22 protein-coding genes and 1 tRNA gene are annotated in these 26,736 nt (G+C 43.4%); 12 read left to right on the forward strand and 11 right to left on the reverse strand.

The window, feature by feature from the left end; genetic code table 11:
* Positions 1-24 precede the first annotated feature (24 nt).
* The 4 genes from BY457_RS00265 to BY457_RS00285 all read right to left on the reverse strand — a co-directional run bounded on the left by BY457_RS00265 (position 25) and on the right by BY457_RS00285 (position 4,047).
* Positions 25-630 carry a tRNA (guanine-N1)-methyltransferase gene (locus BY457_RS00265; RefSeq protein WP_106151342.1) on the reverse strand — a complete coding sequence of 202 codons (606 nt, stop codon included), beginning with the start codon at positions 628-630 and terminating at the stop codon, positions 25-27.
* A 355-nt stretch (positions 631-985) separates the two neighbouring features.
* Positions 986-2,383 (reverse strand): class II fumarate hydratase, encoded by a 1,398-nt coding sequence (fumC, locus tag BY457_RS00275; RefSeq protein ID WP_106151344.1) that lies wholly within the window; start codon positions 2,381-2,383, stop codon positions 986-988.
* Positions 2,384-2,653: 270 nt separating this feature from the next.
* Positions 2,654-3,761, reverse strand: a protein-coding gene (prfB, locus tag BY457_RS00280; protein WP_114436167.1) for a peptide chain release factor 2 whose coding sequence is annotated in 2 segments (ribosomal slippage) — positions 2,654-3,697 and positions 3,699-3,761 — 1,107 coding nt in all. Because the reading frame shifts where the segments join, the coding sequence is not laid out codon by codon here.
* Between the two features lie 210 nt (positions 3,762-3,971).
* A tRNA-His gene (locus BY457_RS00285) sits at positions 3,972-4,047 on the reverse strand.
* Between the two features lie 114 nt (positions 4,048-4,161).
* Between BY457_RS00285 and BY457_RS00290 the strand changes: the two genes are divergently transcribed.
* The 5 genes from BY457_RS00290 (at position 4,162) to lon (ending at position 11,206) form a co-directional block, all read left to right on the forward strand.
* Positions 4,162-4,842, forward strand: a complete 681-nt coding sequence (locus BY457_RS00290) for a DNA alkylation repair protein (protein WP_106151346.1) — start codon at positions 4,162-4,164, stop codon at positions 4,840-4,842.
* A 203-nt stretch (positions 4,843-5,045) separates the two neighbouring features.
* Positions 5,046-6,515, forward strand: a complete 1,470-nt coding sequence (locus tag BY457_RS00295) for an aminotransferase class V-fold PLP-dependent enzyme (protein WP_106151347.1) — start codon at positions 5,046-5,048, stop codon at positions 6,513-6,515.
* 74 nt (positions 6,516-6,589) lie between these two features.
* The gene (locus BY457_RS00300; protein ID WP_106151348.1) at positions 6,590-7,783 is read left to right on the forward strand and encodes an N-acetyltransferase; all 1,194 of its coding nucleotides are present in this window, start codon (positions 6,590-6,592) and stop codon (positions 7,781-7,783) included.
* Positions 7,784-7,995: 212 nt separating this feature from the next.
* Complete coding sequence (locus BY457_RS00305; RefSeq protein ID WP_106151349.1) at positions 7,996-8,256, forward strand: type B 50S ribosomal protein L31; 261 nt, start codon at positions 7,996-7,998, stop codon at positions 8,254-8,256.
* A 505-nt stretch (positions 8,257-8,761) separates the two neighbouring features.
* Positions 8,762-11,206, forward strand: coding sequence for an endopeptidase La (lon, locus tag BY457_RS00310; protein WP_106151350.1), 2,445 nt, complete (start codon positions 8,762-8,764; stop codon positions 11,204-11,206).
* A gap of 81 nt (positions 11,207-11,287) precedes the next feature.
* On the opposite strand, the gene BY457_RS00315 is transcribed toward lon, so the two are convergent.
* A complete protein-coding gene (locus BY457_RS00315; RefSeq protein ID WP_106151351.1) occupies positions 11,288-12,076 on the reverse strand; it encodes an ADP-ribosylglycohydrolase family protein in 789 nt (262 codons plus the stop codon).
* 184 nt (positions 12,077-12,260) lie between these two features.
* Here BY457_RS00315 and BY457_RS00320 point away from each other — a divergent pair, with 184 nt between their 5' ends.
* The gene (locus BY457_RS00320; RefSeq protein WP_106151615.1) at positions 12,261-13,364 is read left to right on the forward strand and encodes an AI-2E family transporter; all 1,104 of its coding nucleotides are present in this window, start codon (positions 12,261-12,263) and stop codon (positions 13,362-13,364) included.
* An 8-nt stretch (positions 13,365-13,372) separates the two neighbouring features.
* On the opposite strand, the gene BY457_RS00325 is transcribed toward BY457_RS00320, so the two are convergent.
* Positions 13,373-13,978, reverse strand: a complete 606-nt coding sequence (locus tag BY457_RS00325) for a hypothetical protein (RefSeq protein ID WP_106151352.1) — start codon at positions 13,976-13,978, stop codon at positions 13,373-13,375.
* Positions 13,979-14,039: 61 nt separating this feature from the next.
* A complete protein-coding gene (locus tag BY457_RS00330) occupies positions 14,040-14,663 on the reverse strand; it encodes an NUDIX hydrolase (protein ID WP_106151353.1) in 624 nt (207 codons plus the stop codon).
* Between the two features lie 7 nt (positions 14,664-14,670).
* On the opposite strand from BY457_RS00330, the gene pyrE reads away from it, so the two are divergent.
* Positions 14,671-15,303: an orotate phosphoribosyltransferase gene (gene pyrE / locus BY457_RS00335; protein WP_106151354.1), complete on the forward strand. Its 633-nt coding sequence runs from the start codon at positions 14,671-14,673 to the stop codon at positions 15,301-15,303.
* 6 nt (positions 15,304-15,309) lie between these two features.
* Complete coding sequence (locus BY457_RS00340) at positions 15,310-15,714, forward strand: SRPBCC family protein (RefSeq protein ID WP_106151355.1); 405 nt, start codon at positions 15,310-15,312, stop codon at positions 15,712-15,714.
* Here the strand turns inward: BY457_RS00340 and BY457_RS00345 are convergent.
* On the reverse strand, positions 15,711-16,451 hold the full coding sequence (locus BY457_RS00345) for a biotin--[acetyl-CoA-carboxylase] ligase (RefSeq protein WP_106151356.1): 741 nt from the start codon (positions 16,449-16,451) through the stop codon (positions 15,711-15,713). The two genes, BY457_RS00340 and BY457_RS00345, sit on opposite strands and share 4 nt — an antisense overlap.
* A 223-nt stretch (positions 16,452-16,674) precedes the next feature.
* Here BY457_RS00345 and rsfS point away from each other — a divergent pair, with 223 nt between their 5' ends.
* The 4 genes from rsfS (at position 16,675) to BY457_RS00365 (ending at position 21,117) form a co-directional block, all read left to right on the forward strand.
* Positions 16,675-17,055: a ribosome silencing factor gene (gene rsfS / locus BY457_RS00350; protein ID WP_106151357.1), complete on the forward strand. Its 381-nt coding sequence runs from the start codon at positions 16,675-16,677 to the stop codon at positions 17,053-17,055.
* Between the two features lie 119 nt (positions 17,056-17,174).
* A complete protein-coding gene (gene ftsH, locus BY457_RS00355) occupies positions 17,175-19,343 on the forward strand; it encodes an ATP-dependent zinc metalloprotease FtsH (RefSeq protein WP_106151358.1) in 2,169 nt (722 codons plus the stop codon).
* 149 nt (positions 19,344-19,492) lie between these two features.
* Positions 19,493-20,299: a phosphatidate cytidylyltransferase gene (locus BY457_RS00360; RefSeq protein WP_181256284.1), complete on the forward strand. Its 807-nt coding sequence runs from the start codon at positions 19,493-19,495 to the stop codon at positions 20,297-20,299.
* A 158-nt stretch (positions 20,300-20,457) separates the two neighbouring features.
* A complete protein-coding gene (locus BY457_RS00365) occupies positions 20,458-21,117 on the forward strand; it encodes a phosphatidylserine decarboxylase family protein (protein ID WP_106151360.1) in 660 nt (219 codons plus the stop codon).
* A 10-nt stretch (positions 21,118-21,127) separates the two neighbouring features.
* Here BY457_RS00365 and BY457_RS00370 read toward each other — a convergent pair whose 3' ends face one another.
* The 3 genes from BY457_RS00370 to BY457_RS00380 are packed head-to-tail and all read right to left on the reverse strand — an operon-like array spanning position 21,128 to position 26,731.
* A complete protein-coding gene (locus BY457_RS00370) occupies positions 21,128-24,319 on the reverse strand; it encodes a ligand-binding sensor domain-containing protein (protein ID WP_106151361.1) in 3,192 nt (1,063 codons plus the stop codon).
* A gap of 4 nt (positions 24,320-24,323) precedes the next feature.
* Positions 24,324-25,301: a hypothetical protein gene (locus BY457_RS00375; protein WP_106151362.1), complete on the reverse strand. Its 978-nt coding sequence runs from the start codon at positions 25,299-25,301 to the stop codon at positions 24,324-24,326.
* 5 nt (positions 25,302-25,306) lie between these two features.
* Complete coding sequence (locus BY457_RS00380) at positions 25,307-26,731, reverse strand: PKD domain-containing protein (RefSeq protein WP_106151363.1); 1,425 nt, start codon at positions 26,729-26,731, stop codon at positions 25,307-25,309.
* Between the last annotated feature and the right edge of the window lie 5 nt (positions 26,732-26,736).

The raw sequence follows: 26,736 nt of genomic DNA on the forward strand, positions 1-26,736 counted from the left end.
CTTACCGGTGCGGAGATTGATTGATTAGTCTCGTCCGCGTAGCTTGTTCAGTTCATTGAGATGCTGACGTGCCATTGTTTTTTCTTTCTCCAGTGCTCGTTTTCTGTGAGCGTCATATTCTTTCTCCAGATCGCTGTATTTTTCTCTCATTTCGCCCGTAAGGTGGTGGCTGCGTTTGAAAAGTAAAAACAGGAACGCGGCACCAACGGCAAGGATTAATACCAGCCCCCACATAATCGAGTTGTATTGGCCTTTGGGCAGTTCAGCGCCCAGGAAAGGGATGCTGTCTTTCTGGGTAATTGCTTTGTCGAGCTTCTCTTGTGTGTTTTCCAGGTTGCTGTTGATGGATTTTATTTCACTTTTCAGAGAATCAATGGCTGTCTCTTTTTCAGCGATGGTTGTCTCCAACGAAGAAAGGGAGTCCAGAACATTGGATTTCAACTTGTACAACCAGTTGGTGCGGACCACGCGGTATTCCTCATACTTGCTGGATTTTTCTATGGTATAGTCAAACTGACCTGCTACCGGCCCCTGGTCCAGCGTGGCTTCGTTTTGCTCGTTTTGCGCATTGATTGGTGTACCTGTAATAAGTGCAATAAAAAGAATTTTAGCAATCTTGTTTTTGATCATGGCCTTGATATTATTCGGTTTTCGTATAATGTTTTTCTGAAAAAGCGGAATCCGGTTATTAACCTGAGACCTCCTAACATAACGTGACGGACAGGGATAAATTGTTTGCTGGTCGGATCTTGGGTGTTTGCAAATTCAAAGTTACAAAAAAACCGCCCCTGAAAGAGAGGCGGTTGTAAAAATATTTGAAGAAAAAGATTTTTACCCAAAATCCGCAAGCAATAATTTAAAAAAACAACTTTTTTCCTTTCGGATTCGATTAAATAGTGTCTGTCCATAAACTAAAACGTAAATGAGTATTTTGGCGGCAAGCGTAACGACGCAAGTGGTACTTTATGGACAGAAACTAAGTAGATTAGTCCAGTGATCCAATCATCTTGGATGGATCTACCCACTTATCGAATTCTTCAGCAGTCAGATAACCAAGCTCTAATGCTGCCTCTTTGAGGGTTGTTCCTTCTTTATGAGCTTTCTTTGCAATCTCGGCAGCTTTGTAGTACCCGATGTGTGTATTGAGTGCTGTAACCAGCATCAGTGAGTTGTCGAGGTGCATTTTAATGCGGTCGTGATTGGGCTTAATGCCTGCAGCACAGTTGTCATTAAAGGCCACACATGCGTCTCCCAGCAACTCTGCACTTTGCAGGAAGTTGTAAATCATTACCGGCTTGAAAACGTTGAGTTCGAAATGCCCATTGGAACCGCCTACCGATACGGTGACGTCATTACCCATTACCTGAGCACACACCATTGTCATTGCTTCGGCTTGTGTGGGATTAACTTTTCCAGGCATGATGGAAGATCCGGGCTCGTTTTCGGGAATCAGGATTTCGCCAATGCCTGAGCGGGGACCTGATGCAAGCAGTCGGATGTCGTTGGCAATTTTCATCAGGCTCACAGCCACCTGCTTGAGTGCTCCATGACTTTCCACGATGGCATCGTGAGCAGCCAGAGATTCAAACTTATTAGCAGCAGTTTTGAATGGCATTCCGGTAAATTTGGCAATGTATTTGGCCACTGTTACATCATATCCGTTTGGAGTATTCAGTCCGGTGCCCACAGCTGTTCCTCCCAAAGCAAGTTCTGAAAGGTGTTCGAGAGTGGATTTAATGGCCTTAAGGCCATGTGTTAATTGCGCGGCATAGCCGGAAAATTCCTGACCCAGGGTGAGCGGAGTCGCATCCATCAGGTGCGTACGACCGATTTTTACCACTTCTTTCATCTCTTCCGATTTTTTCTGAAGGGTGTCTCTGAGTTTCTCAATTCCCGGAATGGTTTTCTCCATCAGTATCTTGTATGCAGCGATGTGCATTGCTGTGGGGAAAGTATCGTTAGAGGATTGCGACTTGTTTACGTCATCATTGGGGTGGATGGGCCTTTCTCCTTCACCGAGTTTGCCTCCGTTTATAACATGGGCGCGGTTGGCTACTACTTCGTTGCAATTCATGTTGGACTGCGTTCCGCTCCCGGTTTGCCATACCACCAAAGGAAACTGATCGTTGAGTTTGCCGGCAATGATTTCATCACAGGCAGCAGCTATAAGGTCTCTTTTTTCTGCAGGCAGCACACCCAACTCTTCGTTGGCATAGGCCGCAGCTTTTTTCAAATACCCAAAGGCATGTACAATTTCAATGGGCATTGAGCCAGAAGGACCAATGGGGAAATTCATTACCGAACGCTGCGTTTGGGCTGCCCAATATTTGTCTGCGGGCACTTTTACCTCACCCATGGTGTCTTTCTCAATCCGATATTCCATTTTTCTGTAGTTTTTTATGAGTGTTAATGAATGTTGTTTCGATTGCTAAACCGTGTTTAGATAAACAATGTATGAGTTTAACTTTGTAGGCAAACACTATTTAGTGCCTGTCCATAAACTAAGCAAATTTTGTTTTTAGAGCTGTTTCTGGTCAGAAAGTGCCAATTGCCAGGCTTGCGAAGCAGCCAAAAAACGGAGTTTACTAATCGTAAATGAGTATTTTGGCGGCAAACGTAACGACACAAGTGGTACTTTATGGACAGAAACTATTTAGTCTTTTTTGAAGACATCTTCGGCTCCATATTCCATCAGGAAGGCCTTTATAAATCCGTCGATTTCGCCGTCCAGAACTGCCTGCACATTGCTGGTTTCATGATTGGTGCGAACATCCTTGACGAGTTTGTAGGGTTGCAGAACATAGGAGCGGATTTGTGATCCCCATTCGATCTTCTTTTTCTGTGATTCTATTTTGTTCTGCTCTTCCAGCTTCTTTCTCAATTCAATTTCATAGAGTTGAGACTTCAGCATCCGTAAGGCGTTTTCTTTGTTTCCTCCCTGTGATCGGGATTCCGTGTTTTCAATGACAATGCCGGATGGTCCGTGACGGAGTCGAACACCTGTCTCCACTTTGTTGACATTTTGTCCTCCGGCACCGCTGGAACGGAAAGTCTCCCAGGTAATATCGGCCGGATTGATTTCCACCTCAATGGTTTCGTCGATAAGAGGAATTACAAATACCGAGGTGAATGAGGTCATTCGTTTGTTGGCCGAGTTGAAAGGAGACAGTCTTACCAACCGGTGCACTCCGTTTTCGCTTTTCAGGTAGCCATAGGCAAAGTCCCCTTCAAACTGGAGGGTGACAGATTTTATTCCGGCTTCATCACCTTCCTGAAAGTTGGTCTCAGTGACTTTATACCCGTTTTTTTCGCCCCATCTCACATACATTCGCATGAGCATTTCTGCCCAGTCCTGGCTCTCTGTTCCTCCGGCTCCTGCATTTATCTTGAGGATGGCACCCATGCGGTCTTCTTCTTTCTGAAGCATATTGCGCAACTCCAGATCTTCCAGCATCTCAATGGCTTTCTGATATTGCGCATCCACATCGGCCTCTTCAGCTTCTCCTTCTTTTAAAAATTCCAGTAGAACAGAAGTCTCTTCTATGGCATTTTTAATTTTGTCGTAACCTGTTACCCAGCTTTTAAGCTCTTTTATTTTTTTCATTTTGAGCTCCGCCTTTTTCGGGTCATTCCAAAAGTCCGGTGCCTGGGTACGCAGTTCTTCTTCTTCTATTTCTATCTTTTTTCTATCGATGTCAAAGATACCTCCTCAACGCGATCTCGCGTCCCGAAAGGTCTTTCATCATTTCAGATGTTACCATTTCCTTAATGTTTTGGTTTGTTTTTACAAAGGTAATAAATATATCACCAAGACGGGTTTTGGTTTAAAGGGTTGATGTTAGATGGTTGAGCTTCTGATGCTTATTTTTAAGATGTCCGAATTTTTATTCAGATCGGGCAATTAATGATTTATTTCTTTAATTAGGTTTGGTTAAAAAAAAGCGGGCAACAAAATGGTTGTCCGCTTTAAAGGGTGAAAGACCGGATTCGAACCGGCGGCCTCCAGAGCCACAATCTGGCGCTCTAACCGACTGAGCTACAATCACCGTTTTAATGTGGGTGCAAAGGTAAAATTTTTTCCATTAGTTTTGCAAATGTTTTTCTAAAAAATGCCACCATAATTGCTTTCTTTGGATAGCGTGGTCATTAAAAATATTGAAAATGAAGTTTTTCACTGTGCAGCCGGAGATTGACCGGCAAATAGAATCTGTGATGCGCCGGATTCGTAACCTGAAGGATGGGGAGACAGCGGATCTGATGAAGGAATCGGGAGCCAGGTATCGCCAAAATTACGGTGTGTCTGTGGTTTATCTCAGAAAAATTGCCGGGGATTTTCCTAAAAGTGAAGCGTTGGCTTCTCGTTTGTGGGCCCGTGAAATCCGGGAGACAATGATTCTTGCCACCATGCTGGTTGACTTTGAGTCATTGCCTGAAGAGTCATTGAACGAGTGGGGGCAGATGCTTCATACCATTGAATTATCGGAGCAGATAGGTCGCAACCTGCTGTCAGGAGAAAAGGTCTCTCCTCAGTTTCTCATTGACTGGCTCAGAAGTGAGCAAGTTTATGCCAAATATGCGGCTGCCATGGGCATTGGTTGGAGACTTCGTTTGGTGGGAGGGGATAGTTTCAGTGAATTGCCGGATCTAATGGACGAGTTCAGAGCAATGGCTTCTGACCCACAAATGATGAGGGCTGCAGGATTTGCTCTAAAGATGGCCGGAAGGTACTCTTCATTTAAGGAGCTTATCTTTAACAGCGTTAAAGAGTGGACGAAGGATGATAATGTTTGTATTTCAGAGACGGGTAAAGATGTTGTTTTTGAACTGGAAGCTTTTATGTAGTGCCTGCCCGAAAAATCTAATTTCCGCTAATGGCGTAACGCAGTAAACGGGACTTTATGGACAAACACAATGTAGTGTCATTTATCAGCTTTTTTATTAAACAGAGCCCTTATTTTTGTCAGACCTGCAACGTGTTGCCGGCCGTTAATCCTTGAAAAGAAAGGGGTAGCGGTATTTGTTGAAATTATTGACTGTATTGTTTTATGTTACCTCACGAAGATCATTTTAGGAAATTCAGGGAGAATATTGTTGGTTTTGATGCCACCATTGAAACACCCTATGGTTCAAAGCCATTGGTTTATGCCGACTGGATTGCATCAGGAAGGTTATACCGGCCTTTGGAGGAGCAAATAGTAAATGTGATAGGCCCCATGGTCGCCAATACGCATTCCGAATCCAGTGATACAGGAAAAGTGATGACCAACGTTTATCGTTTGTCGCATAAACTAATAAAAGAGCATGTAAATGCCTTTGAAGGGGACCTCATAATAACTGCAGGGTATGGAATGACCTCGGTGGTGAATAAACTGCAGCGAATACTGGGAATGCGGGTTCCTGAACAGGCTCAGAGATATTGTCATTTGCCTGAAAAGGAGCGCCCGGTGGTTTTTCTGACACATATGGAGCATCATTCTAATCACACCTCCTGGCTGGAGACCAATGCCGATGTGGTTGTTTTAGAGCCCGATGCAGATATGCTGGTAAACCCCGATTCCCTGAAAGCCGAAATAGAGAAATACAAAAACCGTGTGTTGAAGATTGGGAGCTTCACTGCCTGTTCCAATGTTACCGGCATTGAAACACCCTACCATCAGCTGGCACGGATAATGCACGAGCATGGGGGATTTTGTTTTGTGGATTTTGCGGCTTCTGCCCCGTATGCCCCTGTAAATATGCATCCGGAGGATCCTTTGGAACGGCTGGATGCCGTATTTTTTTCTCCACATAAATTCCTTGGAGGTCCGGGTAGCAGTGGCGTTGTTGTTTTTAACTCCGCTCTTTATCACAATACCGCTCCTGATAATTCGGGTGGCGGAACAGTAAATTGGACCAACAGATGGGGCAAGTATCAGTATATCGCTGATATCGAAGCCCGTGAAGACGGGGGGACGCCGGGCTTTCTTCAGTCTATTCGTGCCGCACTGAGCATCAGACTGAAAGAACAGATGAGTTGTGAGAAGATGGCTGAGCGGGAAGAAGCCATGATTAAACGGATTTTTGACGGTTTTAGAAAAATTCCGGGACTGACCATTCTTGCAGACGGCCAGCAGGAGCGGTTGGGGGCCATCTCGTTTTATATTTCCAATGTTCATTTTAATCTGGTAGTTCGGTTGCTTAATGATCGCTTCGGCATTCAGGTCAGAGGCGGCTGTTCCTGTGCAGGGACCTACGGTCATTACTTGTTGCATGTGGATTATTATACCTCCAGTAATATTACCCGCAGAATCGATATGGGCGACTTATCTGAAAAGCCCGGCTGGGTTCGGTTGTCCGTTCATCCGGTGATGAGTGAAGAGGATATTGAATACATCATAGATGCTGTTGCTCAGGTGGCGGAAAAGTCCGATGAGTGGGCCAAAGATTATGAGTACCACCCCTGGGAAAATGAGTTTAGCCATAAAGATAAACCGGAAAAACAGATGGATGATTATCTTTCATGGTTTCAGTTTTGATGCAGGTTAAATCAAAATAATTAACTTTGCCCCCTGCTTATACCACTGATTACAAATTTTTTTAATATTCTCTTATGCGTATTGTTGAGGTAAATACGAACAAGCAAAAGCGACAGTTTTTGGATGTCGTGGATGCGATATATAAAAACGACGATAATTACGTGCGTCCGTTGGATGTGATGATAGAGGAGATTTTTGATCCGGCATCCAATGATTTTTTTGCTCATGGCGACGCAGTTCGGTTTTTACTCCTTTCGGATGACGACAAGGTTATTGGCAGGACAGGGGCGTTTATCAATGAGAAAAAAGCTTATGGCTATACCCAGCCCACCGGGGGGATGGGCTTTTTTGAATGTGTGAATGACAAAGCTGCCGCATTTATGCTTTTTGATGCTGCCCGTGATTGGCTGGCAGAGAGAGGTATGGAAGCGATGGACGGACCTATAAATTTTGGTGAGAATGATACATTCTGGGGACTCCTGGTAGAGGGATTTACCTCGCCTGCTTTCGGTGTGCAGTATAACCCGCCTTATTACAAGGATTTTTTTGAAGAATACGGTTTTGCCAATTATTTTGAGCAGGTAACCAATCATCTTGATCTGCAAAAACCTTTCCCTGAGCGATTTTGGAAGATTGCCGGTTGGGTAGGACGAAAACCCGGCTATCAATTCAAGCATTTTCAATGGGATAAAAGTGAGGAGTTTATTAAAGACTTTATAGAGGTTTACAATGATGCCTGGCAGTTTCATGAAAACTTTACACCCATGAAGGCCGAGACTCTTCGGAATTCACTAAAGGAGGCTAAAGATTTTATGGATGAAGAGTTGATTTGGTTTGCTTATCATGAAGAAACCCCCATCGGGTTTTTTGTTCAATTTCCGGATGTGAATCAAATTATTAAACATTTCCATGGTAAAATGAATTTCTGGAACAAGCTGAAGTTTGTTTATTTGAAATGGCGCAAAGTGATGACCCGTACACGTGTTGTTATTATGGGAATTCGTCCGCGCTGGCAACGGAATGGTATTGAGTCAGGTATTTTCTGGCACCTGAGAAATGCTGTATCCAAAAAGCCGTGGCTCAAAGAGATGGAGCTTTCCTGGGTTGGTGATTTTAATCCTAAGATGAGAGCATTGCATGAGTCTGTAGGTGCAGATTTTGGTAAGAAACACATTACCTATCGCTTTGTTTTTGATGAAGAAAAACGAAAAGAGGCACAGCATGCCGCTGCAATTCCGAACGACACCAAGGAAAAAATAAAATCCTGAATGGGGGCTCTTCCTCTTTTGTTTTATGGCTTTTAATAGTTCTAAAAACAGACATAAGAGATTGTTTGAGTTTTTTTCTGAGAAAAATTTTGGTGTTTGTCAGCGGAATAATTAATTTTGCAGTCCGTTTGGTGTGAGTGTTTTGGTTAATCATCAGGCACTCACAGGTAAAGAGTGAAAAAACAGAGGTTAGAAAATAAAATACTAGAGAAATGAAAAAGGGAATTCATCCGGACAATTATCGCATGGTTGCGTTTAAAGATATGTCCAACGGCGATACTTTTATCACCCGTTCTACTGTAAACACCCGCGAAAACATCGAGATCGACGGGACTGAATATCCATTGGTGAAACTTGAAATTTCAAGTTCTTCACATCCGTTTTATACCGGTAAAATGAAGCTTGTGGATACCGCAGGTCGTGTGGATAAATTCCGTAATCGTTACAAGAAACATTACGAAGACAAGAAGTAATTGCTTGTCTGTTACACAATATTTTGATAAAGCTTCGGTCTGATTCCGAAGCTTTTTTATTTTTACCCTGTTTGTATTCCTTCTTAATTGATTGCATGGAGGAGAGTCAGGAGGAGGGGCTGGGGTACACTTCCAGTCACGAAACATTGCAAGGACTATTGCCCTGAGCCTTTCAGGCTTTTTTCTCCCTACCCTGTCTTGTTAATAAATCGGCAGGAAAATTGTGTCTCTTTGACTGGATGTGTGACGATTTTCCGGTAATGGCTGACAACCTTTCTGAAAAGCATTATCTTTATGGGTAAACATGGTTTTGGTACAGGGATTGTTTCTGATGGCTGCATTGTTAATGGATAAATAAGTTTTTTGGAAACAATGGGCCGTTAAATACTACAAATGCAGGCCGGCTGACAATTTCCGGTTTTTTACCTGACAGAGGTTTTGTTTCTTTGAACGATGACGGCTGTCAATGTGGCACATTTGTTACTGAATAGTGATATCAGATATTATGGATAATGATTTTAAAATTTCGATAGATCCGTTTGGGTTAAGTGATAATTCCGAGAATGATTCTGAATTTATTCCCATCATCGGTGATGATATGGAGCAGGATAATGACGATCAGCCAATACCGGAGGAGTTACCAATTCTGCCCTTGCGTAACACCATTCTTTTTCCCGGGGTGATTATACCAATTGCCATCGGAAGGGAGAAATCACATCAGCTTATTAAGGATGTTGAAAAGTCCAAAGGCTATTTTGGTGCTCTTACTCAGATGGATTACAAAATTGATGACCCTGGAGTTAATGATCTTTACAAAACAGGTACCGTTGCTCGTATTATCAAAATACTGCAGATGCCTGATAATTCTACTTCTGTAATCATTCAGGGTAAAAAACGGTTTAAGCTTGAGGAGATGACCGGGGAGGAGCCTTATTTTATGGGGCGCATTAGTGTCCTGGATGATATAGGGCCGGAAGGGGATAAGACACGTGAGTTTGAAGCGGTGGTCTCTTCGCTCAAGGATTTGTCCCTGAGTCTGATAAAGCAGTCGCCCAATGTGCCTCCGGAAGCCTCTTTTGCCATCAGGAATATTGAAAGTCCTGCCTTTCTTATCAATTATGTGGCTTCCAGTTCTGACATTCCGGTTAAGGAAAAACAAAAGCTCCTTGAGACACATGATCTGAAGGAGCGCGGAATGCGGCTGGTTGAGTATCTGGTTCGTGAAGTTCAGTTGATGGAAATCAAGAACGATATTCAATCGAAGGTAAAGCAGGATATGGATCAGCAGCAGCGTGAATACCTGTTGCATCAGCAAATGAAGACCATTCAGGACGAGCTTGGTTCCAGTCCTGTTGAGCAGGAGATTAAGGAGATGGAGAAAACGGCTTCCGATAAAAAGTGGAATGAGTCCGTGAAGGAGCTGTTTGGTAAAGAACTGGAGAAATTGCGTCGTCTGAATCCTGCTTCGGGAGAATATTCTATCCAGTACAACTATGTTCAAACACTTCTGGATCTTCCCTGGAATGAATATACCAAAGATAACTTTGATCTGAAAAGAGCCCGCAAAATTCTGAATCGTGATCATTTCGGGCTTGAAAATGTGAAGGAGCGCATACTGGAGCATTTGGCGGTCCTGAAGTTGAAAGGAGATTTGAAATCCCCTATTCTCTGTCTTTACGGACCTCCAGGAGTGGGCAAAACTTCTCTTGGCAAATCGGTGGCTGAAGCTCTCGGACGCCAGTATGTCAGAATGTCGCTGGGGGGTGTGCACGATGAGGCTGAAATCAGAGGTCACAGAAAAACATACATTGGCGCAATGCCGGGCCGGATTATTCAGAATATCAACAAATCAGGATCTTCCAATCCGGTTTTTATCCTTGATGAGATTGATAAAATAAGTAACAGTTTCCACGGCGACCCCGGTTCTGCGTTGCTGGAAGTGTTAGATCCTGAGCAAAACAGTACTTTTCATGATAACTTCCTGGAGGTTGATTTCGACCTTTCCAAGGTGATGTTTATTGCAACCGCCAATACTTTAAATACCATTTCTCCTCCGTTGCTCGACCGTATGGAGTTGATTAATGTGAGCGGTTATGTGCTGGAGGAAAAGGTAGAGATTGCCCGGCGCCATCTTATTCCCCAGCAATTGGAAAATCATGGTATCCCGAAGGGAACCGTTACACTTCCAAAACGGACCATCGGATATATTATTGATCATTATACCCGAGAATCCGGCGTCCGTGATCTGAATAAGACCATTGCCCGGCTGCTTCGCAAGATTGCCTTGAAGCTGGCCTCTGATGAGGATGTGAAAAAATCAATCGGTGTTTCGGAGGTTAAAGAATTTCTGGGTGTCGAAAAATTCTCGAAAGATACCTGGCAGGATAACCGGTTTGCAGGTGTGGTTACAGGCCTGGCCTGGACTGCGGCAGGTGGTGAGATCTTGTTTGTGGAAAGCAGTCTGAGTAAAGGCAAGGGAAGGCTTACGCTCACCGGAAATCTGGGAGAGGTAATGAAGGAATCTGCTATGCTGGCACTCGAATATCTCAAGTCACACGCCCAGGTGCTTGGTCTGGATGAAGATATTTTCGATGAGCGAAATGTTCATGTTCATGTTCCGGAAGGTGCTATCCCTAAGGACGGACCATCAGCTGGAATTACTATGGTTACCTCTTTGGCATCTTCTTTTACGGGACGAAAGGTAAAATCTAGGCTGGCCATGACCGGGGAAATCACCTTACGTGGAAAAGTTTTACCCGTGGGAGGTATTAAGGAGAAAATTCTTGCTGCCCGCAGGGCTGGTATTCATGAACTTATCCTTTGTAAAGAAAACAGGAAAGATGTGGAGGAGATTAATGCAGAATACATTTCCGAACTGAAATTTAACTATGTGGATGATATTCAGGATGTGCTGAATATTGCACTTACAGACGAAAAGGCAGAAGCATAAAAGCTAATGCCGATTGACAGATAACAAAAACGCCGGGCTCAGATTTTTCTGAGTCCGGCGTTTGTTGTTTTTGTTTTTATACTAAGCTTCCTGCTCAGAGAATTTTAAATATTTGTCTTCAAACACTGAGAGTATTTCCTGCATCTCAGGTGTAATGCGTGACAGCGCTCTTTTTGTGATAGACTTGGGTATGTGCTTGAAGTAAGCCTCTGCCAATGCTCCTGCAATGGAAGCAATGGTGTTGCTCGGACCACCGATTACAATGGCCAGCCTGATGGCTTCTTCATAATCCGATGCTTCCATGAAAGCCGCAAAAGCGGGCTCTACCGGTGATGTCTCGCTGTCAGGTGTGATTTTTCGTTGTTTCCAGTCTTCCACTTTTAGGGAGAAATCATAGTCGAATGCCTGCCCTATAAATGTTTTTATCTCTTTTTTTGTACCGGCGTGTTTGCACATATAAATGGTGGTGGCAACGGCTTTGGCTGCCTTGATTCGCTCTGGTATGTTGTGCGTGACACGGGTGCTTTTTTCCGCTTCGCTCAGGGCCTCTTCCACACTTTGGGCTGCAAAACCTATCGGACTAATGCGGCGGGCTGCTCCTTCACCTTTGCTGATGTATGGGGTTGATTGATCCGAAAGCGCCCACTCCAGAAACTTTGGTCGATATCCCGCTCTGGGAAATGCTCTTACCCACTCTTTCAGTGTTTGTTCATAATCCTTTTTATTCAGAATGGAATCTGCGGTGGCAATGGTTAGAATGGTGTCATCGGTGTATGCAGAGTCGGGCTTAAAAAGCTGAAAATCGGTATCTCCTAAATCGATATTTTTAAATGTTGAACCAATAATGTCGCCGATAATTGCACCTTTCATAGTTGTGGATTTGGAAAAAACGTGAACAAAATGAGTCGGCTAATATGATAAGTTTTCATTAAATATCAAACTTTTCGGATTATAATAATGTTCCGTGGAAGAGAAAAAAGACATTAAGATTTTCATTTTGTCGAAAGACCATATAATTTTTCTTATTTTTAAATGTTGTAAGGCAAATTCTGATATGAAGCAGTTTTTTAAGTATTTATTTCTGACACTGGCCATCTTTGGAGGCTTTTTTCTCTTGTGGTATTTTAGCTCCATTGTGCTGTTTGTTAGTGTTGGTGCCATCTTGTCGTTGGTTACACGCCCTATTTTTGATGTTTTTCACAGGGTCAAAGTCTGGCGGATTACCATCGGAAAGAGTGGGGCTGCTTTGTTAACAGTTCTGTCATTGTGGGTAATCATTGTTTTATTCTTTCGTTTTACGGTTCCTCTTTTGGCTTCTGAAATTCAGTTCTTTTCCAATGTCGATATTCCCTCTGCGCTTCAGAAAGCCGGAGGTTTACTTACCAATACTTTGGCGCCGCTAAGAGGCTCGGAGGTTGGTCGTGCTTTGATGCAAAGTTTTGAGGATCAGTTTGAAGCGGCCCTTTTGGCCTTCCTGGATTTTGAGCAGGTTCGCCAGTTCTTTACTTCCATTGCAGGCTTTTTTGGCGGGGTTTTTATTGCTGCCTTCTCCATCTCTTTTATTACTTTCTTTTTCCTGAAAGAGGAGGGCCTGCTGATAAGTGGCATCTTACTGTTTATTCCTCAAAAGCATGAAGCCGGAATCAGACATGCATTGATTTCCATAAGGTATTTGTTGAGACGCTATTTTCTTGGCATTCTTATTCAGACTACCCTGATGGGAACTATTGTGACGCTCGGTTTTTCTTTGCTGGGAGTAGGTTTCAGCCATGCAGTCATTATTGGGATCTTCAGTGGATTGATGAATATCATCCCTTATTTGGGGCCGCTTATCGGGGCAATTTTCGGAATCAGTGTCGGAACGTTGGTATTTCTGCAACTACCGATGGAAATAACTTACCTCTCTTTTCTGGGTGGAATGCTGGTGATTTATGTTACGGTTCAGCTTATGGATAACGTGGTTTTTCAGCCCCTTATTTTCTCCAACAGCGTAAAAGCTCATCCGCTGGAGATTTTCATTGTGATTTTGGCAGCCGGATATCTTTCCGGAATTCTGGGGATGTTTCTGGCAATCCCGGTTTATACCATCATCAGGGTTATAGCCAGAGAATTTTTTGATAAATATGAGTTGGTGCAAAAATTGACTGATCGGATGTAGTCGGAAAATCAGGGTGTTTCTTTTTCGCTCAATGCCTCCTCTATTTTAATTCTCCGGCCGTCTCTTATGGCTGTAATATAGGAGTCTTTGATTCCGATTTTTTTGATGGCCTCTTTAAACGCGAGGGCTTTCTCATAGCCGGTAAAGAGCCCCAATGTAAATTGGTTTATATTTTCCGATTTGTACTGATGCAACGAGAGCATATTGTCTTTGTATTCATCGAGGTTCTGTCCCGAATATGCACCAATCTGGACACTGAAGAGAATCCCGTTTTCATTCAGATTCAACTTGATGGTGTCTGATGCCGGAGAGATGATGTTTAGTCCTTTAGGGACTGGCGGGATGGCATTCTGAGTGGCGATTTCTTCTTTTGCTGCCGGAGTCTTAATATTTGCCTGATTTTTCTTTTCTGAGTTCTGAAGGATAAAAACACCAATTAGGGATAAAACCAGCAGCGCAAGGGTGGAGATAAGCGCAATGGTTACTTTCTTGATTTTCTCCGATTGATGAGCGGTCAGTGATTTCAGCCGTTCCACTTCCGACTCAAGTGCTTCCCGCCGTGTTTTTTCTTTCCATTTTTTTAATTCAAGTTCATTCCGGGTAACTGGATCCATGGTCTCTTTTTTTGGTCTTGGATAAATTCTTTTGTGGTGTAAATGTGATTGTTGCTTTCAATCAGGTTACAAGGTATCCTCCTTTTAGTAGTATTTCATTTATTGAAGGATAGGTCTTGCCTGCAAAGTCTTTGATCTCGTTTTTCGGAATCCATTTTATTTCGCTGATGTTCTCTTCCTGCTGAGGAACCGGCGTTTCATTTCCGTGATAAATCATTTCAAACCATTTGGTCTCTTTCAGAATGGATTGTTGATTGATTTGATAGATGTGAAAAGAGGAGCCAATTTTTCCCGTTATCTCAGGGCCTCCAATGCCACATTCCTCCTCGACTTCGCGTACAGCGGCCATTTCAAATGTTTCCTCTTTTTCGACCTTCCCTTTTGGCAAATCAAGACGTCCCAGTCTGGTCATCCCCAGAAAGTGGGTTTGCTCACTATTCCAAACCAGCCCTCCGGCAGCAAGCAGGTTTTTGTAACAATTGCGAAATCGTTGCAACAAGTCGCGTTTGTTGTGGTGATAGATAACTGCTTCTTTTCTTTCGGGAGTGTTTTCAAAATCAAACAAGAATTTTTTAAGTTCTCCGTCACTCCCCAGTTTGTGAATACCAAGAACGTCATCTGTTATCGCCAAATCAATATTGTCGGTTAGTATTACAACTCTATCTTTGAAAAATATCTTGTACATTTGCGGTATGAAAAATTTACAGGAAAATATAGCCAGGCAGCTATTGCAAATAAAAGCAATAAAACTGCAACCTGCAAACCCCTTTTCATGGGCATCGGGGTGGACATCGCCCATCTATTGCGACAACCGTAAAACGCTCTCTTATCCGGAGGTGCGTGATTTTATTAAAATTCAGTTTGCCCGCAGAGTGCTGGAAATCTGGCCCGAAGTGGATGTGATTGCCGGAGTGGCTACCGGAGCCATTGCTCAGGGAGCGTTGGTTGCCGATCTGATTGGCAAACCATTTGTTTATGTGCGGTCCAGTCCTAAAGGGCATGGGCTGGAAAACCTGATTGAAGGTGATTTGAAACCCGGACAGAAAGTGGTCGTTATCGAAGACCTGATTTCTACGGGAGGGAGCAGTCTGAAGGCCGTTGAAGCATTGAGAAACAACGGTGCTGAAGTGCTGGGAATGCTGGCCATTTTCTCTTATGGTTTTAAGGTGGCAGAGGATAACTTTGCAGAAGCCTCCGTGAAATATGAAACGCTTAGTGATTACCAGGCTTTGCTTCGGGTTGCTGTTGAAACAGGATACGTCTCTTCCGACGAATTGAGTACCTTGTCGCAATGGAGAGAGGATCCTGCCAATTGGAAGAAATAAGCTGCTATGACAAGATTTGAAAGCCAAATAAAAACCATTCCGCATCCTGCATCGAAAGTGTATGGCAAGTTGTCTGATTTTGACAATTTCGCCGAAGTTATTCCACGGGATAAGATAAAAAACTGGGAGAGTCTTGGCGACTCCTGCCGTTTTGAAGTGGATGGAGTAGGACAAGTGGGGCTTAAAATTGTGGATCGCGAAGAGAATAAAACGATAAAATATACCGCAGACGGGAAAGTGCCGTTTACTTTTTTTCTCTGGATTCAGCTTAAGGAAGTTGTGGAAGGGGAAAGTAAATTGAAAATCACCCTGGATGCCGATATGAATCCAATGATTAAAATGGTGGCCAAAGGGCCGATAGAGAAGTTTATCGGAATGCTGGCAGATGGTATTGCCGGACACGATTATTAAAGAACGTGAGCTACCTCTTTAAAGGCGTAACCCGTCACAGAGCCATCCTCACGTTTTAAAAACAGATGTCCGGCCGGTCCGATGCTTTGAAATTCAGCTTTGAATATTCCGGTTTTATCCCTGTAAAGATGGCTTCCACTTTTTCGGTATAGGTGCTCCGTGTAATCCCGGTCAATTTTCTGATGTTTTTTGTCCATAATCCTGTCATAGTAACCAGAGATGGTTTCATGCAGGGTGCTGAAAATGGTCAGTAAATCAGTTTCTTTACCTGTAATGTTTTTTATGGAGACCGGATTGGGCAAATAATCGGGGAAGTTTTCCTGATTGATGTTCAGTCCTATGCCAACGATGCATTGGTCAATGGTTTGGCCACTCAGGGTGTTTTCAATTAGTATTCCACCAAGTTTTTTGTCCCCGATATAGATGTCGTTTGGCCATTTTATGGTAGTGTTGATGTTGAATTTTTTCAGGGTTTTTACAATGGCTGCACTAACTGCCTTTGAAATGATGAACTGTTCGGATGCTTTTATTTCATAAGGATAGAGAATCATTGAAAATGTCAGGTTTTTGCCAGATTCTGTTTCCCATCTGTTCCCTGGTTGGCCTTTCCCCTCTGTCTGATTGTTGGTTATGACCACCGAACATTCCGGCAATTTGCGTTGTTTCAATAACTCTTTCAGGTAGGTGCTGGTAGAGGTTGTTTTTGCAGGCTGTATTATTTCCGGTGTTTCTTGCATAGTTGGTTTTTCAGATTATCTAAAAAGAGGTCATTTTGGCAGACCCTGTTGCCGGGAGCAACAAAAATAGGTATATATGTTCTTTTAAAATGTTATCTTTGAGCACAAATTTAATTGTGGCATTGTTTTTTCAATAGGTTTGTGGCAATGACCATGTAAATAGTAGAAAATGTAAAATATCCGGGGTGTTATTTCCGGAAATTTAATTGAAAAGGTTTTTTGAATGGGCGAAAACATTTCTGAAGTTGTCTCAACTGAAAAGTTAGTAGAAGCAGTTATCAACGGGATACAGGAGAAGAAAGGATCGAAAATAACTGTGTTGGATTTGCGCAACATAGAGAATATGATTGCTGAGTTTTTCGTAATCTGTGAAGGGGAAAGTAACGTACATGTGGATGCTGTATCCGATTCCGTAGAAGAAATTGTAAGACGTGATGCCGGCGAAAAACCTCTGCATGTGGAAGGAAAACAAAACGCCGAGTGGGTGTTGATTGATTATATGAATGTGGTGGTACATGTTTTTCAAAAACAGGTACGAAATTACTACAGCCTTGAGGACCTATGGGCCGATGCGGGTCGTAAGGACATCGAGGATCTTTTTTAATCTTAATTATTTATGATTGAATTGAGTAATTGATTAGGATTTGCTTTCAGGGATCTTTTCCCTGTGGAAAAAATGAATAAAATGATTTTTATACGAACAGACAATAGCTATACTATTATATGACAGAAAAGGAACAAAAAGATCCCAAAGTTGGTGCCGATTCACCCAAAGAACCGGCAAGAAATGCATCAGGACCCCGGAAGGAGTCCAAAAATACAGGTAAAAAAACTGAAGGAGGGGATCCTAAAGCTCAGGGTCCTAAAATGCCTAAGTTTAATGCTTACTGGATTTACGGGCTGATTTTAATTGCTCTGATTGTGGTAAGTACCTTTAACCTGGGACAAGGGCCACAAAATCTTTCCTACAGTGTATTTGTGAGTGATTTGCTGCCCAGTGGAGATATTAAGCGTGTGGTCGTGATTAAGAACGAAGGGGCTGCCGAGGTTACCATTGCTCCTGATGCCATTGATAAGTATCGTGAGCTTTTTAAGGGAGATTATGCTCCCCCTGCAGCAGGACCGCATTTTAACGTTAAAATTCCCACACTTGATAGTTTTGAGGAGGCGCGCAAAGCTGCTGAAGAGACCAACAATATTAGTATCCCCGTGGAGTACGAAGAGCGGGTGAACTTTTTTAAAGACTTCCTGTCGATGATGTGGCCCCTGTTGCTCATCATCATTATCTGGATTTTTATCTTCCGCAGAATGAGTTCTCAGGGAGGTGGCGGCGGTGCCGGTAATATATTTAGTGTTGGAAAGTCTAAAGCAAAGATGTTCGACAAAGAGGACAACATTAATGTCAATTTTGGAGATGTTGCCGGCTTATCGGAAGCCAAACAGGAAGTTGAGGAGATTGTTGAATTTCTGAAGAAACCCGAGAAGTTTACCGAACTTGGGGGTAAGATCCCAAAGGGTGCCTTGCTGATTGGCCCTCCGGGAACCGGTAAGACTTTGCTTGCCAAAGCAGTTGCCGGTGAGGCAAATGTGCCGTTCTTCAGCATGTCCGGTTCCGATTTTGTTGAGATGTTTGTGGGTGTGGGTGCTTCACGTGTACGTGACTTGTTCCGTAAAGCCAAGGAAAAAGCACCTTGTATTGTTTTTATTGATGAGATTGATGCCATCGGTCGTGCCAGAGGTAAAAATGCCGGTTTTAGCAGCAATGATGAGCGCGAAAACACCCTCAACCAGTTGCTGACGGAGATGGATGGTTTTGGATCCAATAGTGGTGTAATTATTTTGGCGGCCACCAACCGTGCCGATGTTCTGGACCGCGCCCTAATGCGTGCAGGACGTTTTGACAGGCAGATAGCGGTTGAGTTGCCCGACATGAATGAACGTGAACAAATATTTAAAGTTCACTTACGTCCACTTCGGCTTAAAGATGATGTGGATCCTGATTTCCTGGCTAAGCAAACGCCCGGATTTTCCGGTGCAGATATTGCCAATGTGTGTAATGAAGCAGCACTTATTGCCGCCCGTCGGAATAAGAAGCTTGTTGAGAAAGATGATTTTCTGGATGCGGTTGACCGGATTGTGGGTGGTCTGGAAAAGAAAAATAAAATCATCAGCAAAGATGAGAAGCGTGCCATCGCTTATCACGAAGCAGGGCATGCTGTAATCAGCTGGTTGCTGGAGTACGCTCATCCTCTGGTAAAAGTAACTATTGTTCCCAGGGGAAAAGCTCTTGGAGCTGCCTGGTATTTGCCCGAAGAACGACAACTGACGACTTCTGCTCAGATTCTTGATGAGATGTGTTCTGCTCTTGGTGGTCGTGCTGCCGAGGAGTTGATTTTTAATCAGATCTCAACAGGGGCGCTCAACGATCTCGAGAAAGTAACACGTCAGGCGTATGCCATGGTTTCCTATTTTGGTATGAGTTCGAAAGTGGGAAATATCAGCTTTTTCGATTCATCAGGGCAGAGTGAGTATTCTTTTCACAAGCCTTACAGTGAAAAAACAGCCGAGCTGATCGATCATGAAGCTTCTGCCATCGTTGAAGAACAGTACAACCGGGCTAAAAAGATTCTAACAGAGAATAAGGAGAAACACTCTAAGCTGGCTGAACTGTTGCTTGAAAAAGAGGTGATATTTAGCGAAGATCTGGAGGGAATCTTCGGTAAAAGAAAAGGTCCTCAGCACGTAATCCCTTCAAACGGCGGTAGCAATGAGGGGGATGATTCTGCAGAGAAAAACAATGATACCCTTTCGAAGAACGACAAGCCGGATGACGCTAAATCAGAAGGTAGTTCTGAACCAAAAGATAAGAATGACTCCGAGAATAAAGAATAAACATTCCGGGACAATAGCTTTAGGATGAGTCTTTTCGGGGTGTGGAGTGGAGTCTAATTGTGAAAGGATCTTTTACCACCCACCTGCGGGGACAAAGATTTGATGGTTCTGTGACTTTTACACAGTGCTGAAAACTGAAAATGCAAGGCATGAATAATTTTTTGCAAAGAACAATTACAGGTTTATTTTTTGTTATCGCCATTGTGGCCGGATTATGGTGGCATCCATTGGCTTATATGACCATCTTTGCAATTGTTATCATGCTTGGTATGTACGAGTTTATTCGGATGATTGAGGGGCTGGATGCTAAAGTGCGGGTGTTGTGGGCTTTAACCATAGGCTTGTTTCTGTATCTGAGTTCCTTTTTTATCTTTTATGCCGGGTTGCAGCCACGATGGCTTGTGGTTATGGTGCCCCTGGTTGGAGGTGTTTTTCTTACTGAATTGTATCTGAAGAATAAAAATTCTCTCCTGAATATTGCCACAACCCTAATTGTGCCTCTTTATGTGGCCTTGCCTTTTGCTTTTTTGCACCATCTGGCTTTTTTTCAGGGCGATTACGGTTATGAAATTTTACTGGGATTTTTCCTGCTCATCTGGGGCAATGACTCCGGAGCATATCTGGTTGGTTCGTTGATTGGTCGTCGCAAGCTTTTTCCCAGTGTTTCCCCGGCTAAGTCATGGGAAGGCGCGATTGGCGGATTTTTATTTGCAGCGGGTATTTCTGTTTTCAATTTTTACCTGATGGGAACACTCGGCCTGATAGACTGGTTGGTTATCGGTGCGTTGGTTTCTGTTCTGGGAACTTATGGCGACCTGATAGAGTCGATGCTGAAACGCAGTGTCAATATTAAAGATTCCGGCCGCGTGTTACCGGGACACGGGGGTGTACTGGATCGTTTTGATGCAGTGTTTTTCTCGGCCCCCGCTGTTAGTTGCTATCTTCTTTTTTGCTAAGGGGTTTTGTTTTTTTGTCCTTAAATCCGGATTTTCCCCCTTCTATTTCTCTGTCTTGCCCCCGATTGGCTATTTTTTTGAGGTATAAATAGGCAAAATGTTATCGAACTATTGTACCTTTGTGTTCTGAAAAAATATCCAAACACCACATTACAATCATGACTATTCATAAGGAAGGTTTTGCAACCCTGGCTGTTGTTTTTTTAACTCTGGCCGTCATTAATACCGGAATTTATTTTCTTACAGAGTCTCCTGCTGCTGTTTTAGAGTGGAGTGTGAGTATTTCCGTAATTCTGTTTTTCTTTTTTCTTGCATTTTTCCGGAGTCCCAAAAGAGAGGGGTATCTGCAGGATGATGCCGTTATCTCACCTGCTGATGGCAAGATCGTTGTGGTTGAAGAAACCGAGGAGAATGAAATTTTGAAAGAGAAATGTATTCAGGTTTCTGTTTTTATGTCTGTTTTTAATGTACATATTAACTGGTATCCCATTAATGGGGTTATTAAGTATTTCAAGCATCATAGTGGCAGGTTTCAGGCTGCTTATCTTCCAAAAGCTTCTTTTGAAAACGAAAGAACTACCGTTGTCCTTGAGTCACCCAAAGGAAAAACCATTGTTGTGCGTCAGATTGCCGGAGCTCTAGCACGTCGTATTGTCTGTTATGCCGAAGTGGGAACCGAAAGCAAACAGGGGAAACAGATGGGTTTTATAAAATTCGGTTCTCGTGTTGACGTATTTTTTCCGCTGGGTAGCCGCATTGATGTAAAGCCCGGTCAGAAAGTTAAAGGCAAACAGACCATTTTGGGCTGGCTTCAATAAAACTGCTGATTTACAGTTTCAATCCCATAAATATTACATCATCAACCTGTTCCAGATCGCCTTTCCACTCATGAAAGCGGCTGCGAACGGATTCGTACTGCCGATCCATAGGCAGGTCATGAATCTCTTCCAGCATATTTTTCACCCCTACTTTCATGAATTTCTTTTCTCTGGGACCACCAAACTGATCAGTATAACCATCCGAAAACAGATATATTAAGTCGCCTTCAGTGGCATTGTATTCTATGTTGACAAATGGTGTGTCGTCGTCAACCAGTGAATCTCCAATGCTCCTTCGATTGCCTTTGTAAATGGTAAGTTCGTTGTTCAGATACAGATATACAGGCCGTTTGGCGGACGCTACCCGAACCCGGGTTCCTGTGTTTTCCACTTCAACCACAGATATGTCCATTCCGTCTTTGGTGTTGTCTTTGTTTTTACTGTTCTGAAGCAATACTTTAATTTCAAAATCCAGTCTTTCCAAAAGGTCGGCCGGTGAATTTACATCCTTTCGTTTCACTATATCATTGAGCAGGGTGCTTCCAATCATGGACATAAAAGCCCCTGGAACCCCATGGCCTGTGCAATCGGCACAGGTAACGATGAAATGATTTTTTGTTTTGTAAAACCAATAGAAATCACCGCTCACAATGTCGCGCGGAGCAAAAAAGACATACGATTCAGGAAATCTTGTCTTCAGCACATCCAAAGGAGGCAGAATCGATGATTGTATTGTTTTTGCATAGTTGATGCTGTCGGTAATGTCTCTGTTTTTTCGTTCAATCTCGGCTTTTTGCTCTCTTAATTGGATGGTTTGCAGATCAACCTCTTTTTGGAGCAGCTCTTTTTGTCTCTTCAGCTTGCGTTCGCGGGCAACAATGATCAGATACACCGTGTAAATCAAAACAGCTGCCAAAAGCAGGAAAAACCAGGGCTTTTTCCAGAAAGGAGTAGCTATGGTGAAGGATACGGAAATGGGATCTGCTGTGTAACCGTCGGCATTAACGGCTTCGATTTTTAATTCATAGCTGCCGCTGGGAAGAAAATCATACTCTCTGAAATTTGTGTTTCCCAAATCTATCCACTCGCTTTCTGATTGTTCCCCATTTTTTATAAGACGGTACCGATAGGTTACTTCATCGGGGTTTCTGAAGCTTATGCCCATGAAGTTAAAACGGAATTTGTAGTTTTCTCCGTATGGATAAGGAAGATTGATCTCCTGATTGGAAGAGTATTGTTCGCCTGAGATTAGGATTTTGGTAAAATGAAGTGCGGGAGCAATGTCATTTTTTTTGTGTTTTTCAGGGAAGTAATGAACGGTTCCATTGGCTGAGGAGAACCAAAGTGTCTGGTCACTGTCCTTCAGAATCTGATAAAAGTCTGCACCCATATTTTCTTCATGGCCATAAGTTTCTATTTCACCGGTCTTTGTGTTAAACATGCTCAGTCCCGGATGATGCGCAATCCAAAGTCTGTCATTGATATCAGACTCGATGCTGTAGCAGAAATTCTTTGCCAGTCCCTGTGCAATGGAATAGTGCTCTATGGAGTCGCTGCTGTATTTAATGATTCCCTGACCTTGTGTGGCCAGCCAAAACGCTGAATCAGAGGTTTGAGCCATATCGTAAACATCTATGGGCGAATCTGAAATCTTGTGCATTTCAATGCTGCCGTTGTTCACTTTGCAAATACCACTGTTTCGTGGACCGATCCATACCTGATTGTCTTTGTCCACTTCCACAAAATTGATGTTGTTGTGCGGCAATCCTTTACCGGTGGTCAGATGTTCGGCCTTTCGTGTTTCTGTGTCTATGGTAAAGAATCCTCCGTAGGTGGCCAGATAAATCATCCGGTCTTTGCCGGCAAGATCACGAATCTTTTTATCCGGTACCTGATGACTGTAGTACCAGGGGGTAAAAGTTGTGCTTCCCGGAAGTTTGTAATAGAGGCCGTTATTGGCAGTTCCCAGGAATAGTGTTCCATCCTGCATCTTGTGTATTCCCGTGATGTCATCTTCCGGAAGTCCAAAAGCTGCATCGTAATACTCAAAGTCAGTAAAACAGTAGGGATCGGTTTTTATTAGACCTGTTTCCAAGCCGAACCATAAAGTGCTGTCGTTAAGCAAGGTGGAAAGCACCTTGGATTTTTCAAAGCCGATGGTTTCCAGATTGTAAAAGACAAATTCCTCACCTGTCAAAACTGATGTTCCCCCGCCATAAGTAGCAAACCAGTAATTCGATTCACGATCGCATAAGATATCCCGAACATAATTATTGCTGAGCCCATTCTCGGTGGTGAAATTGTATGAATCAACAAAGGACTGGCTCTCCGGAGCATAAAAAAGTTTGATAACTCCGTTTCCCCAGGTGGCCAACAGCAGGTTACCATTGGGTTCTTCCTCAATATCCCTGATGTTCTCCCATTGAATATCAAATTTCAGGCATAGGCTGTTGTCCACAATATGCCTGCTTCTGTCTGATGCTTTGGAGTACAGAAAAAAACCATTGTCCTCTGTGCCAACCCAGAAATCTCCGTTGATCCCTTTTCGCGGCACAATGCAGTTAATATTGGTCATCGGAATCTTTGAAATTCCCGAAACCTCTGCTATTGAGTCTGTTCCCGCAGGGGTTATTCTTACCATTCCTTCCGAAGTTCCTGCCAAAAGTTGGTCTTCATCTGAAGCGAGTGTATAAAACAACTTTCTCCGGAGTTTTTTATGGGTAACAAGTCGGTAACTTTTTGCCTTCTGATCAATGCTGATCAATCCTTCATTTTGACTGACAGCCCATGCATGTCCATTACCGTTGGATATGATTGCAGCAATGGGACTTTTTGTCTCAGATATGCGGAGCGGAATAAACTCTTCGTTCTCATAAAGGGTAATGTCACCATTGTTGTGCCCAATCCAGAGTGTGCCGTCTTTGGAAACATGCATGACCGTTATGAAATCTTCAGCCAAAGAATCGGCATGGTTAAAACCTGCAAACTCCAGCCCGTTGTACTTAACCAGCCCTTCCCCTGTTCCCATCCACAGGTATCCGTTTTGATCCTGACTCAGCGAATAGACAAAATTTTGGGGCAGCCCCACATTGGAGTCATATGTTTTAAAACGAAATGACTGAGCCTGAAGGGGCGAAATGCATGAAAAAACTGCATGAAAAAGTATCAGGGTAACAGACAGCCAACGGGCATTAAGACGCATATTGCTATTTTTTTGGTTTTATTCCTATGCTGTATTTGTATTCCGGAATTCCTCCAATGGGGATACTGTAGAATGGCATCAGTTCTCCATATTGGTTTTCCAAAAATATAACTACGTTGTTGTCTTTAACAAGGTTTGATTTTTTCTTTATCATTTGAATATCCAGTGAGCTGTTGTGGTCACCTTCGCTTATTGCATGCCTGCTGTCAGTCCAGTTGTCATCGCCCGATGCACGTACAATTTCCCCGTTTTTTGTGGGACTGATAATTCTGATGAAACCGTCGTTGTCCCAGTCGAAATTACTTTGCTTAATGGCGATAACTTCAGATGTCATGTATGGATATATGTGTGAAACTTCATTCACATCATTGTGCAGCCTGAATTTGTATTTGAAATAGAAAGCAAACGCGCCTTCCACCGGCCGGTTCTCCTTTCCTTCGGTTGTCAGAAAGAGCTTGTACAGGTTGCCATCGTCGCCCTTGGCACCTTCAATGACCAGCTTGAAAATGTATCCGCCGTATTCGGGGAGCAATTCTCCTTCGGTGGGATTAAAAGGGCCAAAAGTGTACCAGTTATTGTCGTATCGCGGGTTTTCTGTAAATGAGCGGGTTGCCAGCAGGTTTCCGCTAAGATAGTTTCCTTCAAGATTTGACCTTCGTGCATCCTCTTCTGATGCGGCTCCGTCACCTCCGTAAACAGAATAACGCATCATCGTATCCCATTCCCCTTTCTGTTCATCAATTTCACCTCCGGTGTCCGGATCATAAACCCGGATAAAGACCGGTGCGTCAAATGTTTCAGGGATGGAGAAAAAGATGATTTGAACAAAGTCATCATCACCCCATCCTGTCTCCCCGTCTCCTCCGAATGTGACCAGATGGGGAATGTTTTCATCCAATGCCGGTACGGGTTGTGCAAAAGATGAGGTGGAAAGGATGAAAAATGAAAAAAGGATATAAAAAAGGAACTTTTTAGTGCTCATGGTTCTTAGTCTTCTTGTGAATCAATAACTGTAATGTTTCTGAAAAAGCAAACCGTACTGCCGTCTGCCAGCGTGGTGGAACAGATTATCCGGTAATTTCCGGTTTGTTTGTATTGATAATCAATATTCCTGCCAATTCTTGTTTCCCCGTCCCCAAAGTTCCACCAAAAAACCGGGTCGGAAGTCAGATTGCCCATTTCATGGGGCTCGGCATTAAGATTGATGGGTTGGTTGGTTTGAATGGTATCAGGAATTTCGAACCAAATCTGAGGGGTCTTCTCCAGCTTCAGGTCATATGACGCCACCGAAAAGAGCTCCTCGTTGAGCAGGGTGTCAACAACGCTGAGGTTGATGTGGTAATTTCCGGGGCCGGGGAAGCAATGGTCTGCTTCAAGGCCTTTGGCCTGTGTTCCATCGCCGAAATCCCATCTATAAATATAGGGTAAAGTATCCGATTTGAAAGGGCCGTTTTCAAAAAAAGTGAAGCAATAATTGTCTTCTACCACCTCCTGAGGATTGTTACAGGTCATCTGCGGCATGGAAAAACGGAAAATATCATCATCTCCGTTTCTGTCAGAAGCAAAGTATCCCCATTTCTCATCGTCGCTGATGTAACACGAGAAATCATTGGCGATGGTGTTGATGGGGGAAGGCATCAAAACGGGGCTGGCATTTTTGTTTTGCCAGTCGATGTAATAAATATTGTATCCTCCGGGCCCCTCATGACCGTTGGAGGTGAAATAGAGTTTTCCTGAGCGATGGATGAACGGGAAGAGTTCTTTTCCGGAAGTGTTAATATGTGAACCTAACTTAATGGGGATTCCCCAACCATCTCCTCGTTTCTCCGAGATGAAAATATTTGTGGAGCCATCGTCGCTTTCCATGTCAGACACGAAGAAGAGATAGTTGCCATCCGGGGAGAGGGAGGGTTGTGCAAATGAACTTCCCGGGGGTAGGTCTGTATGTAACCTTTGGTAATCGTACCACCCGTTACCTTTTTTTTCTGCTGAGTAAAGGGCCAGCGGATTGTTTCGATCTCTGTTTTTGCGGGTGGTGTTTCTGTTACTTTTATTGTGGGTGGCAATCATCTTATTTCCATTGGAGGAAAAAGTGAGAGAGCCGGCATTGTACCTTGGTTGATCGGGGGGAGCAAAGAGTGTTGCATGGCCAATGGTGCTGTCTGCTTTCAGCGGAGCTTTGAAAACACGGAAGAGCAATTCGTCATCCTGGTTCAAATAGGTGACCAGCAGGTTGGTGCGTCTGTTGGAAATGAAATACAAAACGGAATCCTCAATAACCGGAGCCAGTTCGCTGTTATTAATGGTATTGATTTTTACAGGCCGCACTTCTATATCCTGTGCAGCGGTTTTTCCGGATATGGCAAAAGAGGTAACAATCAGAAATGCAGATAATATCTTCTTTGGAGTCATAACTC

This window comes from Marinilabilia salmonicolor (assembly GCF_003003035.1).
Classification (GTDB): Bacteria; Bacteroidota; Bacteroidia; order Bacteroidales; family Marinilabiliaceae; genus Marinilabilia; species Marinilabilia salmonicolor_A.